This is a genomic window from Marinobacter alkalisoli (genome assembly GCF_045449795.1).
GTDB lineage: Bacteria > Pseudomonadota > Gammaproteobacteria > Pseudomonadales > Oleiphilaceae > Marinobacter.
Genome location: NZ_JBJJLB010000022.1, coordinates 116950 through 136014, shown reverse-complemented (window position 1 = coordinate 136014; position 19065 = coordinate 116950). Strand labels below are relative to the sequence as shown.

Here is a 19065-nt window from a genome sequence, read left to right as displayed (position 1 = left end):
TGTTTTGGTCCCTCCTGTCCCACACCTCGTTCCGGCCCCGAATAAAAGTCCGCTAAGGGCTTACCTCCGTAGTAACAGAAGCGCGAACGGAGCACCGAATGAAATACAACGATCTCAGAGATTTTATCGGCCAGCTGGAAAATCTGGGCGAGCTCAAGCGTATTTCCGTTGAAGTCGATCCCCACCTGGAAATGACTGAAATCTGCGATCGCACCCTGCGGGCGGGTGGTCCGGCGTTATTGTTCGAGAATCCGAAAGGTTACGACATGCCGGTGCTGGCCAACCTGTTTGGCACGCCAAAGCGGGTGGCGTTGGGCATGGGGCAGGACAATGTCACCGCTTTGCGGGAGATTGGCAAGCTCCTGGCCTTCTTGAAGGAACCGGATCCCCCCAAGGGCTTCAAAGACGCCATCGAGAAGTTGCCGCTGTTCCGGCAGGTCATGCGCATGAGCCCCAAGGTGCTGCGCTCCGCACCCTGTCAGGATGTGGTGATCGAGAAAGAACAGGTCGACCTGTACCAGATTCCGGTTCAGCACTGCTGGCCCGGGGATGCCGGTCCGCTGGTGACCTGGCCGCTGGTGATTACCCGTGGGCCCCACAAGGAAAGGCAGAACCTGGGGATCTATCGTCAGCAGGTGATCGGCCGTAACCGGCTGATTATGCGCTGGCTCAGCCATCGTGGTGGCGCGCTGGATTTTCAGGAGTTCCAGAAAGCCAACCCGGGCCAGCCTTATCCGGTGGCGGTCGCCTTGGGCGCCGATCCGGCCACCATTCTGGGAGCTGTGACCCCGGTGCCCGATAGCCTGTCCGAATACGCCTTTGCGGGCCTGTTGCGGGGCAGTCGCACAGAGCTGGTTCAGTGTGGCCTCAGTGATCTGCAGGTGCCGGCCAGTGCCGAGATTGTGCTGGAAGGGTTTATCTATCCGGACGACATGGCGCCGGAAGGGCCGTTCGGGGATCACACTGGCTACTACAACGAAGTGGATCAGTTCCCGGTGTTCACCGTGGAGCGAATTACCCATCGCAAGGATCCGATCTATCACAGCACCTACACCGGACGCCCGCCCGATGAGCCGGCGATTCTCGGTGTGGCGTTGAACGAAGTGTTTATCCCGATCCTGCAGAAGCAGTTCCCGGAAATTGTGGATTTCTACCTGCCGCCGGAAGGCTGTTCCTACCGCCTTGCAGTGGTGACCATGAAGAAACAGTACCCAGGCCATGCCAAACGGGTGATGATGGGGGTATGGTCATTTTTACGGCAGTTCATGTACACCAAGTTCGTGATTGTTACGGACGATGATGTGAATGCCCGGGACTGGAAGGATGTTATCTGGGCGATGACCACCCGGATGGACCCGGCCCGTGACACCACGATGGTGGAAAGCACGCCCATTGATTATCTGGACTTTGCTTCCCCGGTGTCGGGCCTTGGCTCAAAGATGGGCATGGACGCGACCAATAAGTGGCCCGGTGAAACCGACCGGGAGTGGGGTACGCCGATCACCATGACCGACGAGGTCAAACAGCGCGTGGATGAGCTCTGGGACAGCCTGGGGATTGAAACTTCGCCGGATCGCCCCGAGTGATAGGAACAACGATGTGTATCGGGTTGTCCTGAAACCGTCCGGACTGGTCTATTCGGTCAGTCCGGAGACAAACTTGCTCGATGCCGCAGCCGATGCGGGCATTGCCGTGCCCGCCGCCTGCCGCAATGGGGTGTGTGAGATCTGCGAAGCCCGGCTACTGGCTGGCAGCGCACTGAACACCCGCAACCAACAGACGATGACGGTCAACGAGCGACTGATGATGTGCAGAACCCTCGCGCTCGGGGACCTGGAACTGGAGATTAACGCCGTTATGGCAGCAGGAACCAATCAGCCTCGCAAGTACCAGGCAAAGGTGGTGGACGTTCGTTCCATCAGCCACGACGTCTACCGGGTCGAGCTTCAGCTGCCTCGCCGGCGGGAACTGTCCTTTCATGCGGGGCAGTACCTGTCCGTGAATCTTCCGGATACCGACCCCTGCTACTTCTCCATCGCCAGCAGCCCGTCCGAATCGGACATAGAACTGCATATCCAGGCCTCGCCGGACTGGGTGTCGGCGCAGAAGGTAATTGAAGCGCTGACCTCGGGCAAAGATGTCACCGTGGAACTTCCTCACGGCAAAGCCTGCCTGGCAGCAGCTCCGGAGAAACCGTTGTTGCTGGTGGCGGCGGGCACCGGCTTTGCCCAGATGAAAAGCCTGGTGGATTACCTCAGGACGACCAGCTACCAGCAACCGGTCAAACTCTACTGGGGCGTGCGTCGCCACGAAGACATGTACCTGCGGAGCATGGCCCAGAAATGGGAGCAGGAATGGCCGCCGTTTACGTTTCTGCCCGTCGTCGGTGATGACGAGGATAACGATTGGGCTGGCCATCACGATCAGTTGGTACGAGCTGTACTGGCCTCAGGGATGGATTGGAGCAACGTGGAAGTGCATGCCAGCGGGTCGCCGACCATGGTGTATACGCTGATGGATGCTCTGATTGAGGCTGGCTTGCCGAAAGCGGCGTTTTTCTCCGATGTATTGGAGTACGCGCCGAGAGCCTAATGCCGGGTTTGTCGGATTACGCTTCGCTAATCCGACAAAGGCTATACCACCAATGTCAGACAGGCCCCGGGGTGGGGTGCCTTTTCTGACGGGACAAAGGTGTCTGAGCGAAGCGAGTTCTTTTCCCATAAGAAAAGGCACCCCACCCCCGGGGCCAGCCCGCGTAAAAGCAGGCTACTGGGATAGAACCCGTGTCAGGCCTTAGGCATCGGCAGATCCGGCAGTTCGTTGTCCTTCTCCAGCCCCTGCATCAGTAGCTTCACGCTGGTGTCTTCTGCCCCCATATGCGCATTCAGCCGGCTCAGTTCCGCCAGGGTTTCGCGGCTGCGGCGCAGGCGCAGGCTGGTTTCGAAATACTCCCTGGCCTTGCCCCACAATTCGTTTCTCAGACTCAGGCGACCCAGTGCCAGCAGCAGCTCGGCGTTGTTGGGGCGGTCTTTCAGCCATTGTTCGGCAATTAGCAGCTGTTCGTCCAGTTTGTGGCCCTTCACACGGCCGTACAAGTTGATCAGTTCGTCGCTCCAGTGATTGCGCAGAACTTTCCGCAGCAACGTTTCCGACTGGGCCTCGTCACCCAGGGCGGCGAGCAGGCGGGCGTATTCGCGGATGGTGTGCTCATCCCTGCGCAGAACGCCAGGCAGCTCGTCCCATAGCCGGGTCAGGGGCTCGAGTGAAGCCGATTCCGTTCCGGTCTGGCGGCGGCAGTCTTCCGCAGCCCGTTGCAGCAGGTTCTGCCAGACGGTGCGCTCCAGAGATTCCATCTCTTCTGCGGCTAACAGGTTGCGCTTGCGCATCTCCGGCAACAGTTTCGACAACTCTCGCCAGTCCTCCAGCCGCAGGTAGGTGTTTTTCAGCAGTTTCAGTACGAATGGGTGATGCGGCGCCTGCTTGCGCAGACGAATAAGGGTGGCCAGCGCCTGCTCCAGGCGGTTACCTGCCAGCTGTAGCTGGGCCTGGGTGATGCCTACGGCCATGTCTGAGCCCGGGGTGCTTTCGAACGCTTCCCGCAGCAGTTCATCCACGGCGTCATGGTCGCCGGATTCAAATGCGGCCTGTGCCGCCGCCAGGTAGTTGATCAGCGGGGTGTCGGCATGGTTGGCGGAGGAAGTGAGCAGTTTGCGGGCGCGGGGCCAGTTGCCCTCGGCCAGCGCCAACAGACCCTGGGTGGTGCGGCGGCGGGCCCGCCGCTCGTTGCCGCGGGCGATCCAGCCGGCCATAAGGCCGGTGCCGTGACGAAAGCGGCGTATCAGGTTGATGGTAAGCACCGACAACACCACGATTGCCACCAGCAATGCCAGTCCGACCCAGAAATTGGTCTCAATCAGGTAATGGCCCAGGCTGATGCGGATGTAGCCAAGGTCGTACTCAAGTCCCATGGACAGCCCGGTACCGATCAGCAGGGCAACGAGGATAATCAGCAGGATGCGAATCATGATTCGCTCTCCTCTTCCTCATTCTCGCCGTTGGTGTCGGAGGTGCCCTGGCGACCTTCCAGCCGGGCCTTCAGCAATTCCAGTGAGCGGCTGATGTCAGGCAGCCGGGGATCGATGTTCCGACCCTGGAGCTCGCCCAGAGTTTGTGTAAGTGCGGCTACCTGGGGGTTGGTGCTGTCATACCAGTCGCTGATGGCGTTGCCGGCTTTGGTCAGGGCGCGATTGTAGAGTTCCTGGTGGCCGCGCAGTACCGCCATTTCCGCTTCTTCCAGCATCAGTTGCAGGTTGAGCCGGGCGTACGCGCTCTGGTCGGGTGACAGCAGGGGTTTGACGGGCTCGTCCAGGCGGCGAACGACAACCACGTCCGCCAGTGTGCTCTTGACCTTGGTCCAGCCCTGACTGAGCAGTCCGGGTTCTCCGCCGGGCTCGTCGCCCAGGGCTTCGTCAGCGCTGGTGACAAACCCAGGCGCCCGTTCGTTCACCAGGGCATCCTCAGTGAGCTTGTTAACACTGTCAATGGCAGCTTCCAGGGTCAGGTAAAGCCCGGTGCGGTCGACATCGGCAATGCCCTTGAGGGCGAGAATTTCCTTCGCCAGTTGCTGTCGTACCGGGTAAACGCCGATATCGTCCGATTCATTGAGTACATCGTCACCGGCTTCCAGTGCGGCCAGTGCACCGCGGATATCCTTCTCAATCAGCAGCCTCTGGTTGGCGACCCTCAGCAGGTATTCGGCTTCCGCCAGCAGCCAGTCGGTGCGGGTGCGATTGCCGGCTTCCAGCAATTCCCTGGCGTTGTGGTCGATCTGGCGTTGCTGGGTGGCTATCAGTTCCCGCTGGTCCGCCAGTTTGGTTTCCAGCGCCTGAATCCTGTTGCTCTGCTCGCTGCCCCGTGCGCCGTACCGATTATCCAGTCGGGATATGTCGCTGCTTACGTTATCCAGCGTCTGTTGCAGTGCCTGGCGGTCGTTCCACTGCTGCCAGCTCCAGAGCGCGAGAAGAATAACCAGAGCCAGGGCAAGTATTGATATCAGCCACAGGGGCCAGAGCTTTTTCTGGGCGGGCTTGTCCTGGGGAATGGCGGCGGGCAGTTGTGTGTTTGATTCAGTCACAGGCATCCTTACTTGGTGTTTTCGGGGCAACCGTCAGCCCTTCAGCTCATGTGCGACGGTTGCCACGATGTCGTTGTCGGCAAGGCTTTCCGGTATGCAGGTTCTGTTCAGTCCGGCCTGACGAGCCTGGTCCGCGACCCGGCTGGCAGGCACCACCAGCAATGTTTTGTCGAGATTATGGCCGGTATTCTCACTCAGTGCGATGAGATTGTTCAATGTCTCCCCTGACAGCGTGATCACAGCCTCCGGTAAGAAGCATAGCAGGGCTTTGTCCAGCGTGGTGGCATCGTGATGTGGCTGATGCCGCCGGTACAATGGTAATACGTTGACTCTGGCCCCCCGATCACTGAGCGTTTGGTGGATCAGTTCACGCCCTTCCTCGCCCCGCACCAGCAGGACTTTTTCTCCGCTGATTCGTTGCAGTGAGGGCAGTGCCAGCAGGGCCTCGCTGGTCCAGCCGTTGGTTGGCATGCGGGGGCTGAGGCCGTGGTGAGCCAGCACCGCTGCGGTACCCCGACCTACACCGTACCAGCGAATGCCCATGGGCAGTTGGGGCCACCAGTTGTCGGCCAGCGCCATGAACAGGGTGGCGGCATAGGGGCTTACGGCAATAACGTGGGAGTAGTGATCGAGATCCTGAATCAGGCTGCGGGTTGCCGGTGTCTCTGGTAGCGGTTCACGCTCGATTAACGGCAGCACCCGGGCATCGGCCCCGGCTTCGCGGAAGCAATGGGCCAGCCGGGAGGCTTCGGGCTCTGGCCGGCAAATCAGGATTCGCCGGCCGGCCAGGGGGCGGGGATCAGGTTGGGGTGTGGCCATAAATTTCAGCCAGTACCTTGTCAGCGCCCATCGCCAGGAGGTCCTCGGCCAGTTCACGGCCCAGGCGTTCGCCTTCGGCCCTGGGGGCCCGGCCTTCAACGCGGAAAATCTGGGTGCCGTCGACCGCGCCGACCAGCCCTCTGAGCCAGACCGTGTCCTTGTCTTCCAGTAACGCATAGGCTGCGATGGGCACCTGGCAGCCACCTTGCAGGCGACGGTTCAGGGCACGTTCCGCCCTGACGCGATCCGAGGTGTCCTGGTGGTTCAGTGGCGCCAGCATGGCCAACAATTCGGAATCATTCACGCGGCACTCGATGCCCAGCGCGCCTTGCCCGACCGCCGGCAGTGATATGGAATCCGGCAGGCAGTAGCGGATACGGTCATGGAAGCCCAGTCGTTTCAGGCCCGAACTGGCCAGGACAATGGCGTCGTACTCACCGGCGTCCAGTTTGGCCAGGCGAGTGTTGACGTTGCCCCGCAAAACGCGGATCTGCAGGTCAGGGCGGTAGGCCCGCAACTGGGCTTCCCGGCGCAGGCTGGCGGTACCCACCACCGCACCCTGGGGCAGGGCGTCGACGTTGTCGTGATGGTTGCTGACGAAGGCGTCGGTGGGATCCTCCCGTTCGCAGATAGCGACCAGGTCCAGGCCTTCCGGAAACTCCATGGGGACATCCTTCATGGAGTGCACCGCCAGATCCGCGCGGCCGTCGAGCATGGCTTCTTCCAGTTCCTTTACGAACAGGCCCTTGCCGCCGATCTTGGCAAGGGGGACGTCGAGGATCTTGTCGCCCTGGGTCTTGATCTTGACCAGTTCCACGGTGATGTTGTCGTGGAGCCGTTCCAGTTCGGATTTGATGAATTCGGCCTGCCACAGTGCCAGGGCACTGCTGCGGGTCGCGATACGCAGAGTTCGTTTTGACATGGTGAAGGTTGCCGGTTTGGAAAAATGTCCGTCAAGGTTACCTTGAAGCGGCGAAAAAGTCCCGCCACTGCACCGGGTTGCCTTGACTTGCGTGTGTGGCGAGCATCAACCCGGTTGGTGCTCCTGCAGCCATTGCCGGACCGCGCTGGCGTGGCGGCGGCTGACCGGCAGTTTTCCCCGGTCGTCCCGCAAAACGACTGAATTGTGGCCATTGCCGTCGCGGGTGAGGGCCTGGATAAAAGCAACGCCCACCAGGGTGTGGCGGTGAATGCGCAGCAATGAGGTCGGGTGGCACTGCTCCAGCTCTTTCAGGGTGTAGTCGGAGACGGTTTCGCCCCGGGTGTGGTGGATGGTGACGTATTTCTGGTCGGCTTCGCAGTAGAGGATTGCCCCGATATCGATGAGTTCGGTACCGCGATGAGTCTTGATGGCGAGTTGGCCGGGGCCCTCGGATTCGCGGGCCGACAGGGTTTGCTGCTGGACGCGATTGACCTGGCCGGAGCGGGCGAGGGCTTCGCTCAGGGCCTCGCGGCGGACGGGTTTGAGCAGGTAAGCCGCAGCGCTGACGTCAAAGGCCTTGATGGCGTAATGGTCGTAGGCGGTGCAAAAGATGATGGCCGGCGGGTGGTCCAGTCGGGTAATGGCGGCCGCCGCGTCCATGCCATCGGTACCCGGCATGCGGATATCCAGCAGCAGGATGTCCGGCTCCAGTTCCGCGACCTGGCGCAGGGCGCTGTCGCCGTCCGCGGCCTCGCCGCACACCCGGTAACCGGGGATGTCCTGTATCAGTCGCCGTAGCCGGTCCCGGGCCAGTGGCTCGTCGTCGGCTATGAGTACCTTGCGAATGGTCGGGGCTGTGGCTGTCATTATCCGTTTCGCGATCCTTCGGTGTCTGGTCCGGCAGTGTGATCGGCGGTCCTGCGGGGTAATCTCAGGGTAACTGTGTATACGTCGTTCTGATGGCTGTGTTTGAGTACCGCCTCGTCACCAAACAGAGCCTGCAATCTTGACTGGATATTGGCAAGGGCCATGCGGTTGCCATCGTGCTTGCTGATAGCGGATTCCGGCCTCGGATTCTGCACCATGATATAGACGAAGTGTCCCCGGCGGGAAGCTTCCAGTTTCACGGTGCCGCCCTCAGGACGTGGCTGGATGCCGTGGTAGATGGCGTTCTCCAGCAACGGCTGTAGTGTCAGTGGCGGGATGGCCTGTTTTTCCAGGTCTGCGGCAATCTCCCATTGCAGCGTCAGCCTGTCGCCGAGTCGTAAAGCCTCGATATCCAGGTAGCGCCGGCACAGGTCCAGCTCGTCTTTCAGCGGGATCAGGCGGTCTCCGGCCCGCAGGCTGGCGCGAAACAGTTCCGACAGGTCCAGCACCGCATCTTCTGCCCGGTCCGGGTTAACGGCAATCAGGCTGGCAATGGTGTTCATGCTGTTGAACAGGAAATGAGGGTGTATCCGCGCTTGCAGGGCGGCCAGACGCGCCTGCATTTCCGCTTCCCGCTGCTGTTGCCACTGATGCTGCAGGTAGAAATAGCGCAGTACCATCAGTGTGATCAGTAGTGCCAGCAACAGCTTCTTGGCAATCCCCTGCCAGCCACTGACGCCGGGTTGCGGGTAGAGAACACCGTCGGCGAACAGTCCGAACGCGAGCACGTCCAGCAAGACGATAATGACCATTGCGAGGGTGGCACGGGTGACGCTCAGTTGTGCCAGCCAGTTGCGTAGAAGGCATATAAGCGCGGCACTGGTCAGCACCGTCCATTGCACGAACAGGGACAGTAGGCCAAAGTAATTCCAGTCAATCCAGTCTGCTTCCGCCTGCACGATGGAAAGTACCAGCACCATCAGTTCGCTGGTGATGAGCAGCATGAACACAGCCCACACACGGCACAGATCCGGCACGTAGAAGTCACTGCTTTTGCGTGGTGCTGCCATTAAACCTCTTTCCTGAACAGGGAGCGCAACAGAGCGCGTCGGAATGTTATAATCCCGCGACCATCTTATTCACCTCTTCATTCACCCCGCGAAATAATGCCGGGCTGTCAGCAGGAAAGATAGACCATGACGGATCAGAAAAAGTCTGACCAGAGCACAAGCTCCGAAAAACCCTGGGGCGGTCGCTTCAGTGAGCCGACCGACGCCTTTGTAGAACGCTTCACCGCGTCCGTCGGTTTCGATCAGCGCCTTTACCATCACGACATCACCGGTTCCATTGCCCATGCCACCATGCTGGCGGAAGTGGGTGTGCTGACCGCGGAAGAGCGGGACAGCATCATCGAGGGATTGAAGGGCGTCAAGGCCGATATCGAGGCCGGCACCTTCGAATGGTCCGTCAGCCTGGAAGATGTGCACATGAACATCGAGGCGCGCCTGACCGACCGTATCGGCATCACCGGCAAGAAACTCCACACTGGCCGCAGCCGCAACGACCAGGTCGCCACCGATATCCGCCTGTACCTGCGGGACGAGATCGACGTGATCGCCGAGGAACTCACCCGGCTGAAGACCGGCCTGTTGGATCTGGCTGAGCGCGAGGCCGACACCATCATGCCCGGTTTCACCCACCTGCAAACCGCTCAGCCAGTGACCTTCGGTCACCACCTGCTGGCCTGGTACGAAATGCTGGTGCGTGACGGCGAACGTCTGCAGGACTGCCGCAAGCGGGTCAATGTCATGCCGCTGGGCGCGGCCGCGCTGGCCGGCACCACGTATCCGATCGATCGTGCCATGACCGCGCGTTTGCTGGGCTTTGACCGCCCCACCGAAAATTCCCTGGATTCGGTCAGTGACCGGGATTTTGCCATTGAATTCTGCAGTTTCGCGGCGCTGCTGATGACTCACCTGTCCCGTTTCAGCGAGGAGCTGGTGCTGTGGACCTCCGCCCAGTTTGACTTCATCGACCTGCCGGACCGCTTCTGCACCGGTTCTTCCATCATGCCCCAGAAGAAGAATCCGGACGTGCCGGAACTGGTCCGGGGTAAAACCGGGCGGGTCAACGGTCACCTGATCAGCCTGCTGACCCTGATGAAGAGCCAGCCGCTGGCCTACAACAAGGACAATCAGGAAGACAAGGAACCGCTGTTCGATACGGTTGATACCATCAAGGGATGCCTCAAGGCCTACGCCGACATGATCCCGGCCATTCAGGCCAAAGCCGATAACATGCGGGTAGCGGCCAAGCGTGGATTCTCCACGGCCACCGATCTGGCGGATTATCTGGTCAAGAAAGGCGTGGCGTTCCGTGATGCCCACGAGATTGTCGGCAAGGCCGTCGCCTTCGGTGTCGCCGAAAACCGCGACCTGTCGGATATGCCCCTCGATGAGCTGGCCCGTTTCTCCGACGTTATCGGCGAGGATGTGTTTGACGTGCTGACCCTGGAAGGTTCAGTGCAGGCCCGGGATCACCTTGGTGGGACCGCGCCGGATCAGGTCCGTGCGGCCGTGGCGAGGGCCCGCAAACAACTTTAATCCGGCATCGGATGAGTCGGCGGATTAGCCGCCGATTCGTCCGGTACTCAGATCCACGGCGGCCGGTTTAAGATCCTGCAGGGGGCGGGGCCGGCACAGCCGGAACCCCTGGCCGAAGTGAATGCCCAGTGTGCGCACCTTGCGTAGCGTGTCGTCGTTTTCAATAAACGTGGCGACGGTGGTCTTGCCTGAGGCTTCGGCAATCTTGTGCAAGGCCTCGACCATCACTTGCTGCACCGGATCATCGTGCAGGTTCTGCATCATCTTGCGATCCAGCTTGATGATATCCACTGGCAGCCTGGCCGCCAGGCTGTAGCTCTCCACCGATGCGCCCGCGCCGTCCAGTGCCACCCGGCAGCCGATCCGGTGCAGGGCGTCACATTGCACGGCGACCTCATCCGGATACTGGGTGGCGTGGGATTCGCGTATCTCCAGGCAGAAACACTCAGCGGTGTAGGGCGATTTGGCCAGCATCGACTCCATGAAGTCGGCAAAGGTGTCATCCAGCACGCTCGCCAGCGACAGGTTGAATCCACAGTATTTCAGCCGTGGCTCCAGCAATCGCTGGCTGTCCAGCCACTGGAACGTCTGGCGGATCACCTGGCGGTCCAGTTGCTTGGCGAGGTCAAATCGTTCGGCCACCGGCAGGAACTCACCGGGCTGCAGTGACGGTTGCTCCTGCGTTTGTCCGGGAATTCGCGACAGGATCTCGATATGGTCGCCCCAGGTCACGCTGGCCACCGGGCGCAGGGCCTGGTATTCAAGGATCAGGTGACCGTTATCGAGGGCGCTGCGAATCTGTTCGACCAGCTTGCCGGCGGCTCCCTCGTCAGGGCCCTCGGATATGGCGTGGGCGGCGTGAATACGGTTGCGACCAGAAGTCTTGGCGGTATGACAAAGGTCCGCGGCCTGATGCAGCAACTGTTCGGGGTCCGTCGGGGCGTCGTCATTCAGGATTAACAGGCCGCCGCTGGCGGTGGTCTGTAACTGACGGTCCTGCCAGTCGAACACGAAACTGCCAATCAGTTCGAGGATGTTGTCGGCGATCCTGCGGGCCTGGGCCTCCGGGCAGTTCTCGATCAGCAGGGCAAAGGTGTCCCCTGACAGCCGCGACAGGGCGTCACGCTGGCGCACCTTCACACCAAGGTTGCTGGCAAGTTCCCGCAGGTAGCGGTCGCAGGTACCGCTGCCCGCCAGATCATTGATACGGTCGAAATTGTCCAGGTCGAGGTACAGCAGGCCGTCGGTGGTGTCCCGTCGACGGGGTGGTTCAATGACCCGCTTCAGTCGATGGATAAAGGCTTTGCGGTTCATCAGGCCGGTGACCGGATCATGGCGGATGCGGTACTCGTTGCTGGAGGCGTTGTTGACCCGGGCGCTGATATCCTTGCCGACGTGTACAGCGCCGGTGACTTCGCCGAGATCATTGGTCACCCGCTGATAATGGAACTCGTAAACAGGAAGATCACGGTTTTGCTGCGCCAGCGGCATTTCCACGACGAAACTGTCCCGCTCCAGGGCCCGGTTCCACAAGCGTTCAATCAGTCGCCGTTCATTGGGGAAATCCCGCAGCAAATCCGGCAGGTGCCCGCCAGGATGGGGTAAATGGCCAAACGTATGGGCGAACTGGCGGCTGAAAGCCTGATTGAAGTAAAGAAGGTTGAGCCGCCGATCAACTGCCGCGACAAGATCGTTGGTGGCATTGGCTGTCGCCATCAGCAATTGTCCGGAGTGCCGGCGGGCCTGTTCCAGGCCAAATGCTCTGGTATGGTCCACCAGGGCGCCGCCGATCCTGTGGATGCGACCATTTTCCTTCATGGCTTTGCCCGTCAGTTCCACGCGCCGATGCTGTTGTTTTGCGGTCAGAACATCAAGGCTGATGGAAAACGGCTCGCCACTGCGTACACAGCGCCGGAACAACGCGCGCACACGCCCCTGGCCGGTCTGGCAATAGAACAGGGCCTGCTCGGGCGTGATATCAGTGCCGGGTCGAAGCTGCAGCAGGGTGTAGAGCCCTTCAGTCCACGTCAGCTCATTAGTGTGGATGTTCAGTTCCCAGATGCCAAACCCGGCGGAACCCTCCGCCAGGCGCGTCAGTTGATGATCGACAGGGGAGCTGTCGCGAAGCGTGATGTAAGCGCTGGCGGCCTTATCGGAATCCCGCATATTCACGCGGAGGGTGAGGCTTGCCGTGAAGAAAAAGCCGTCCTTGTGGCGGAAGGTGATCAACACCGGCTCGCCGCCCTCCATCCGGTGTCGGTTAGCCGGAGCAAACGGGTCGTCCTGGCGCGCTGCCAGGATCCGGTGTACCGGCTGCCCCTCAAGTTCGCCGGCGTCGTAGCCAAGAACGGCTTCGGCATGGTGATCCGCGGACGTCACAAATCCCTCATCATCAATGCGAACCAGAGTGCGACGGTCCGCTGCCAGAGGGTTATCTGAACTATAACGACGGATAAAGAATTCTTTCACGACGGGTGAGCCTCAGCCAGTTTCTCGGCGGGAGTGTACAGTCTTTCCCGCTTTTATTTTTTTGCCGGTTTTGCCACGATGCGTTCATCATACTGATAATGACACCGGAAAGAACCTCTCCCGCGGAGCCACCTTGACCATCCATAACACACCCATTGCCCTGGATTTCAATGAGGGGATTGACCGGAAAACACTGCGCCGGCTGCGGGATCGTTTCATTGCCGTCAACCAGCAACGCTGGGAGCGGGCTCATTCAGCGCTGACATACCGGCAGCAGGTGGTGCTGGATGTTCTGCCGCTGGTATTTCACCTCAATCACCCGTCACTGCCGGGCTACCTGGACCGGGATTGCCCCTATGGGCTCAGTCATTATCAGCCCTCCGAGGCCACGCTCAGCGCCGCCCGACGCCTGGCTCGCGCTTTTTCCCTGAAAGACGAGGGCAAAAGAAATCCGGACCTGGATGCCTTGTTCCTGATGGGGAGCCCGGGCACCCTCGGGCACTCAGTGGCCAGTGATCTCGACGTCTGGCTGTGCCATCGCCCGGACCTGTCCGAATCCGGCATACGCTGCCTGGAACGCAAGGCAGACAGGCTCACCGGCTGGGCCGCCACGCTTGGTGTGGAACTGCACGTGTTCGTGTTTTCCGCGGCGGATTGGCGGGCCGGCCGCCAACGGGCCGAGGTGGCGGGCGAGAACTGCGGCAGTGCCCAGCATTATCTGCTACTGGATGAGTTCTACCGCACCAGTATCCACCTCGGTGGCTGCTATCCGTTGTGGTGGCTGATTCCTGCCAGTGAAGAGGACAATTACGACAGCTGTGCGCGGCAATTGATCGACTGCCGCTTCATCAAGGGAAGCGAGTACATAGACTTCGGTCCCGCGCCATCCATCCCGCAGGAAGAGTTCCTGGGGGCGGGGGTCTGGCAGTTGTACAAGGGTATGGATGCACCCTGGAAGTCCATTCTGAAGCTGTTGCTGATCGAATGTTACGCCCGGGGCAGTGGTGAGCCCCTGTTATCCCGGGTATTCAAGGCTGCCGTGTATGACGGCGAAACCGATGCCGATCGCCTGGATCCCTACGTATTGCTGTACCAGCGGCTGGAGCAATGGCTGTTATCCCGGGAGGCTCCCCAGCGACTGGAACTGGTACGTCGCAGCCTTTACCTCAAAGCCGGCCTGCCCCTGTCCCGTACCGACATGGGCGCCGAGAACTGGCGGGTGCGTTTGCTCCGGCAACTGGTGGATGACTGGGGTTGGTCCCTGGCAGCGTTAAAAGACCTGGATAATCGTCAGCAGTGGCGTGCCGAAGAGGTGATGAGGTTACGCCGAACCATTGTCTCCGAGCTGACCCACAGTTATCGCCTGCTGTCGCGACTGGCCCGGGACCATGGGGCGCAGGCGGCCATCAGCAGTAACGACATGAACCTGCTTGGGCGGAAACTCTACGCCGCCTTTCAGCGCAAGGCCGGAAAAATCGAACAGATCAACCCGGGGCTGGCGCCGTCGCTGACCGAGGAAAACCTGGCGTTTCATCACCAGTCCGAGCAGGGCGGGGTGCCCGGCCAGGACGGCTGGCTGCTGTACCGGGATCTGGAAGACCCATCCGATGCCTTCTGGCAACCAGTGATTCGCCGCAGTGGCAACCTCACTGAACTGATGGTGTGGTGTTACTGCAATGGCCTGCTGACGCGGACAACCCGCCTGAATGTACGTTCAGGCTCAAGTACCGCCTCGGTGGCGGAGCTGCGGGAGATGCTGGACGCCCTGTCGGCATTTATTCCGTTTCCGGTGGCCCCGGCGAGTCGGGAGGCCTTGTCCCTGGGGGTTAAACCTCTGCGCAACCTGCTCCTGGTCAATGTCGGGGTGGATCCCCAGGCCCACCTGACGGATCGGGGGTTGCACAAACTCAGCGCCCGCCACGATTCCCTGGGCTTCAGCGGTGGCCGGGACAATCTGGTGGCCACTATTGACCAGGTGACGCTGAACAGCTGGCATGAAGTCAGTCTCCAGCATTATGCGGCCGGCGATACCCTGATCCAGTGCCTCAAGAACGTACTGGCATCGGTGGCGTCAGCGCCGGCGAGCCTGCCAGACATTCAGGTCCACAGCTATAACCGTGGGCACGGGGCGGCCATTGCGCGCCGGGTTCAGGAACTCTTTACCGATGTTCTGCGCCACTTCTTTGCCGGCGGCGTCGGGCCCCACCCGTTGCGGTACGTGATTGAAATGGATCGGCGTTACTTCCTGTTGCAGTTCAACGGCACTGAGCCCGGTTTCGTGGCTCTGGACAGCTCCGAAGCGCTCATGGAGCAACTGGCCCGGCCGCAGGAACGATACCTGCCGGTGGTGTTTGATCGCGGAGCTATGCAGGATGACCAGCCCCTGCGTGCCGTGTGTCAGACCAGTGAGCCGGCGAATATCCAGGTTTTCTTCAGGGTCGCCGGCCATCGTGCGACGCTATGGGTGGTGGATGAGCTGGGTTCGGTCTTCACTTGGGGGCAGAGCTACAGTAATCGTCGCTACCTGTTGGTTCCGCTGTTGCGATTCCTGGACAATCTCGTCGAGCGCCGCCAGCTGCGGCAGCTGGACAGCCCCGTGGGCATTGCGGGTATACAATGCTACGAGCTGGTCCGCCGGGACGGGCAATGGAAAGCGGAACGGCGGTTTGACGAGGACACCAGCGTGACCCTGCCGGGGCTTGATGTGCAGGCCGTTGGTGTGCAGGAAGGGGACAGTCACCTGCGCTTTGACATTTTTTGTGGTGACCAGGAGTTCACCGTGCAGGAGTACGGAGACCAGCTGATTCCCGCCGTTGCCCACTACATCCGCTCCCTGCGTCAGGCGGGTGAGACCTACCCGGTCTATCTGACCGATGTCCACCTGCCTCACGACCTGGATCCGCAGGTGTACCAGCAGGATATCCAGACCACGCAGTACCTGTACTACCGGGCATCTCTTGAAGCCTCCCTTAACCGCCATTTAAAGGTCTAGCGTCCCGTCTGGTTAATTCGTTCACCGGACGGGACACTGGCTCGCCCGCCAGTGGCTGAGTCAGGTATACTTCGCCCATATCGGAAACAGGGGCAACGTCCATGCAGGCATGGAAAACAGTGAGCGTTGGGCTGGTGCTGGTCAGTGTGATGGCCGGCTGCGGCCAGAAAGGACCGTTGTACCGGGAAGTGCCGGACGAAACGGCGGCCGAGGCCGTCGCGGAAAGCCGGAACAGCGACCCGGGCAGCCGCCAGGATGACGACTCGTCTGATCGCTGACCCGCCAACAGAATCAGGATCATCATGGACCATTTTAATTATCGCAACGGCGAACTGTTCGCCGAAGACGTACCGGTGAGCGAGATTGCAGAGCGCTTCGGGACTCCGGCATACGTGTATTCCCGCGCCACGCTGGAGCGCCATTACCGCGCCTATGACGATGCCCTCAAGGGCCGTCCGCATCTGGTGTGTTACGCGGTCAAGGCCAACAGCAACCTGGCGGTGCTGAATGTACTGACACGCCTGGGCGCCGGTTTTGATATTGTCTCGGCCGGTGAGCTGGAGCGGGTCGTCCGCGCCGGCGGTGACCCCGCCAGGGTGGTGTTTTCCGGCGTTGGCAAGCAGGAATGGGAAATGAAGCGGGCGCTGGAAGCCGGGGTGCGCTGCTTCAACGTGGAATCCGACACCGAGCTGGACCGCCTCAATGCGGTGGCCGGTGAACTGGGCAAGCGTGCGCCGGTGTCCCTGCGGGTGAACCCGGACGTGGATGCAGGCACCCACCCCTACATTTCCACGGGCCTGAAGGAAAACAAGTTCGGCATTGATATCACGGAGGCGCCGGAGGTCTATGCCCGGGCCGCGGCCATGCCGAATCTGGAGGTCATCGGTGTGGACTGTCACATCGGCTCCCAACTGACCACCGTGTCGCCGTTCCTCGATGCGCTCGACCGGGTGCTTTCGCTGATCGATGCACTGGCGGAGCAGGGCATCACCATTCGCCATCTCGATATGGGCGGTGGCCTGGGCGTCAGTTACGATCGTGAACAACCACCGCAGCCCTCGGACTACGTCAAGGCGCTGGCCGAACGCCTGGGCGAACGGGAGCTTGAACTGGTGCTGGAACCGGGGCGCTCGATTGCCGCCAATGCCGGCATCATGTTGACGCGGGTGGAATTCCTGAAGTGTACCGAGCACCGCAATTTCGCCATTATTGACGCGGCGATGAACGATCTGATTCGTCCCGCCCTCTACAGTGCCTGGCAGGCCATCATTCCGGCCGTGCCGCGTCAGGATGGCGAAGAAAAAGCCTGGGACCTGGTCGGTCCGGTCTGTGAGACTGGAGACTTCCTCGGCAAGGATCGCATGCTGCGCCTGCAGGCCGGTGACCTGCTGGCGGTGCGGTCCGCCGGTGCCTATGGTTTTGTTATGAGCTCCAATTACAACAGCCGTAACCGTCCGCCGGAAATCATGGTGGACGGCGACCAGGTGCACGTGGTTCGTCGCCGTGAAACTTTGGAAGACCAGCTCGGTCCTGAAAGCTGTTTACCGGGATGAACGCAGCTATGGGCAAGCGGGACGATATGGGCGCTCAGCGCCGGGGGCAGGGGCCATCGATGCGATTTACCAAGATGCACGGTCTGGGTAATGACTTCATGGTGGTGGATGCCATCAGCCAGCCGTTCCGCCTGCGCCCTGAAATGATCCGGGAGCTGGCGGACCGTAATTTCGGTATTGGATTCGATCAGTTGCTGGTGGTCGAACCACCCGGCCTGCCGGATGTGGATTTTCGCTACCGGATATTCAACAGTGACGGTTCGGAAGTGGAACAGTGTGGCAACGGCGCCCGCTGTTTTGCCCGTTTTGTCCGTGACCAGCGCCTGACCAACAAACGGGTGATCCGGGTTCAGACCGCCAAGGGCGTGATTGAACTGAGGGTGGGTCGTGATGGCCAGGTAATGGTGAATATGGGCGTTCCCGAGCTGAACCCGCCGGCGATTCCGTTCGCCGCCGATCGCCGCAAAGAGGTCTACACGGTCGAGGTGGATGGCCGGACCGTCGAACTCAGTGCCGTGTCCATGGGCAACCCCCACGGCGTACTGTTGGTGGACGATGTGGACAGCGCTCCCGTGGACTCCCTGGGGCCAAAGCTTGAGAATCACCCGCGCTTTCCCGCCCGCGCCAATATCGGCTTTCTGCAGGTTGTTGACCGCAGCCATGCGCGGTTACGGGTATTCGAACGTGGGTCCGGGGAAACCCTGGCCTGTGGTAGCGGTGCCTGTGCGGCGGTGGTTGCAGGCTGCTTGCGGGGATTGCTGGATTCCCGGGTGGAAATCGAATTGCGCGGTGGCCGGCTGATCATTGAATGGCAGGGGGAGGGGACCCCTGTTATGATGGAAGGCCCTGCGGCCAGTGTGTTTGAAGGCCAGATTCGTCTGCCCGGCGATAACTCCGGGCGGCGTCGCAAAGGTAGTCGACCGGCAAAACCAAGGTCCTGACGATCAGGAGAGCAGCATGACAGAACAAACGGCCCAGCAGAAGGCCGGCGGGCTCACCCGGGAACAGGTCGCGGATTACCTGCGCGCCAACCCCGATTTTTTTGTGGACCAGGATGAGCTTCTGCGCAGCCTGACCCTGCCCCACGACAGTGGTCGTGCCATTTCTCTGGTGGAGCGCCAGGTGCATCTGTTCCGCGAGCAGCGGGATACGTTGCGGCGGGAACTGGTGGAACTGGTGTCTATTGCACGGCACAACGACCGCCTGTTTGAAAAGAGCAAGCGGCTGTTGATGCAGGTGGTCGAGGCCCGCAACCTCAACGACATGGCGTCCGCCATTGATGACAGTATTCGCGGTGATTTCGGGCTGGATGCCGCTTCTGTGATCCTGTTCACCGATTCCGAACTTCCGCTGGCGTCGCAAGGCGCTCTGCATGTGGTGCCGCCTGCCCAGGCCAAGGAGCGTCTCGGCAGCCTGCTGGACGGAGAGCGGGCGGTGTGTGGCCAGTTCCGCGAATCCGAGCGCAATTTCCTGTTTCCGGACCGGGAGGAGGCCATCGCCTCTGTGGCCCTGGTGCCGTTGCGTCATGACGAATTGCTGGGTGTTTTCGCGGTTGGCAGCTGTGAGCCGGGTTACTTTGACCAGAGCATGGGATCACTGTTCCTGACTTACATCAGCGATACTCTGAGCCGCCTGTTGCCCCCAATGGTGCAGCGTCATACCAATGCCGCCCCCCTGACCGGCGTGGTTGCGGAGTCGCGCTGACC

Annotated in this window: 15 protein-coding genes; 8 read left to right on the top strand and 7 right to left on the bottom strand. The window is 60.9% G+C overall.

Annotated features, from left to right (window positions below):
* The first annotated feature begins 98 nt into the window (after positions 1 to 98).
* Both ubiD and ACJO3M_RS11005 read left to right on the top strand, forming a co-directional pair.
* The gene (ubiD, locus tag ACJO3M_RS11010) at positions 99 to 1586 is read left to right on the top strand and encodes a 4-hydroxy-3-polyprenylbenzoate decarboxylase (RefSeq protein ID WP_407001413.1); all 1488 of its coding nucleotides are present in this window, start codon (positions 99 to 101) and stop codon (positions 1584 to 1586) included.
* Entirely contained in the window at positions 1558 to 2592 is a 1035-nt protein-coding gene (locus ACJO3M_RS11005; RefSeq protein ID WP_407001412.1) for a 2Fe-2S iron-sulfur cluster-binding protein, read from the top strand. The genes ubiD and ACJO3M_RS11005 overlap by 29 nt, the downstream gene beginning before the upstream one ends.
* Positions 2593 to 2786: 194 nt before the next feature.
* Here ACJO3M_RS11005 and ACJO3M_RS11000 read toward each other — a convergent pair whose 3' ends face one another.
* From ACJO3M_RS11000 to ACJO3M_RS10975, 6 genes are all read right to left on the bottom strand, one after another.
* Complete coding sequence (locus ACJO3M_RS11000; protein ID WP_407001411.1) at positions 2787 to 4025, bottom strand: heme biosynthesis HemY N-terminal domain-containing protein; 1239 nt, start codon at positions 4023 to 4025, stop codon at positions 2787 to 2789.
* Entirely contained in the window at positions 4022 to 5140 is a 1119-nt protein-coding gene (locus ACJO3M_RS10995) for a uroporphyrinogen-III C-methyltransferase (protein WP_407001410.1), read from the bottom strand. The genes ACJO3M_RS11000 and ACJO3M_RS10995 overlap by 4 nt, the downstream gene beginning before the upstream one ends.
* Positions 5141 to 5167: 27 nt before the next feature.
* Complete coding sequence (locus ACJO3M_RS10990) at positions 5168 to 5953, bottom strand: uroporphyrinogen-III synthase (protein ID WP_407001409.1); 786 nt, start codon at positions 5951 to 5953, stop codon at positions 5168 to 5170.
* Positions 5934 to 6875 carry a hydroxymethylbilane synthase gene (hemC, locus tag ACJO3M_RS10985; RefSeq protein ID WP_407001408.1) on the bottom strand — a complete coding sequence of 314 codons (942 nt, stop codon included), beginning with the start codon at positions 6873 to 6875 and terminating at the stop codon, positions 5934 to 5936. Before hemC ends, ACJO3M_RS10990 begins: the two co-directional genes overlap by 20 nt.
* A 105-nt stretch (positions 6876 to 6980) precedes the next feature.
* A complete protein-coding gene (locus ACJO3M_RS10980; RefSeq protein WP_407001407.1) occupies positions 6981 to 7742 on the bottom strand; it encodes a LytR/AlgR family response regulator transcription factor in 762 nt (253 codons plus the stop codon).
* Positions 7742 to 8812 carry a sensor histidine kinase gene (locus tag ACJO3M_RS10975; protein WP_407001406.1) on the bottom strand — a complete coding sequence of 357 codons (1071 nt, stop codon included), beginning with the start codon at positions 8810 to 8812 and terminating at the stop codon, positions 7742 to 7744. Before ACJO3M_RS10975 ends, ACJO3M_RS10980 begins: the two co-directional genes overlap by 1 nt.
* A gap of 126 nt (positions 8813 to 8938) precedes the next feature.
* Between ACJO3M_RS10975 and argH the strand changes: the two genes are divergently transcribed.
* Complete coding sequence (gene argH, locus ACJO3M_RS10970) at positions 8939 to 10345, top strand: argininosuccinate lyase (RefSeq protein WP_407001405.1); 1407 nt, start codon at positions 8939 to 8941, stop codon at positions 10343 to 10345.
* 24 nt (positions 10346 to 10369) lie between these two features.
* On the opposite strand, the gene ACJO3M_RS10965 is transcribed toward argH, so the two are convergent.
* Entirely contained in the window at positions 10370 to 12814 is a 2445-nt protein-coding gene (locus ACJO3M_RS10965; protein WP_407001404.1) for an EAL domain-containing protein, read from the bottom strand.
* Between the two features lie 133 nt (positions 12815 to 12947).
* Between ACJO3M_RS10965 and ACJO3M_RS10960 the strand changes: the two genes are divergently transcribed.
* The 5 genes from ACJO3M_RS10960 (at position 12948) to ACJO3M_RS10940 (ending at position 19063) form a co-directional block, all read left to right on the top strand.
* Entirely contained in the window at positions 12948 to 15806 is a 2859-nt protein-coding gene (locus tag ACJO3M_RS10960) for a class I adenylate cyclase (RefSeq protein WP_407001403.1), read from the top strand.
* Between the two features lie 101 nt (positions 15807 to 15907).
* On the top strand, positions 15908 to 16084 hold the full coding sequence (gene lptM / locus ACJO3M_RS10955; RefSeq protein WP_407001402.1) for an LPS translocon maturation chaperone LptM: 177 nt from the start codon (positions 15908 to 15910) through the stop codon (positions 16082 to 16084).
* 24 nt (positions 16085 to 16108) lie between these two features.
* The gene (lysA, locus tag ACJO3M_RS10950) at positions 16109 to 17359 is read left to right on the top strand and encodes a diaminopimelate decarboxylase (RefSeq protein ID WP_407001401.1); all 1251 of its coding nucleotides are present in this window, start codon (positions 16109 to 16111) and stop codon (positions 17357 to 17359) included.
* A 26-nt stretch (positions 17360 to 17385) separates the two neighbouring features.
* The gene (gene dapF / locus ACJO3M_RS10945) at positions 17386 to 18300 is read left to right on the top strand and encodes a diaminopimelate epimerase (RefSeq protein ID WP_407001420.1); all 915 of its coding nucleotides are present in this window, start codon (positions 17386 to 17388) and stop codon (positions 18298 to 18300) included.
* A gap of 16 nt (positions 18301 to 18316) precedes the next feature.
* Positions 18317 to 19063 (top strand): DUF484 family protein, encoded by a 747-nt coding sequence (locus tag ACJO3M_RS10940; protein ID WP_407001400.1) that lies wholly within the window; start codon positions 18317 to 18319, stop codon positions 19061 to 19063.
* The last annotated feature ends 2 nt before the right edge of the window (positions 19064 to 19065 follow it).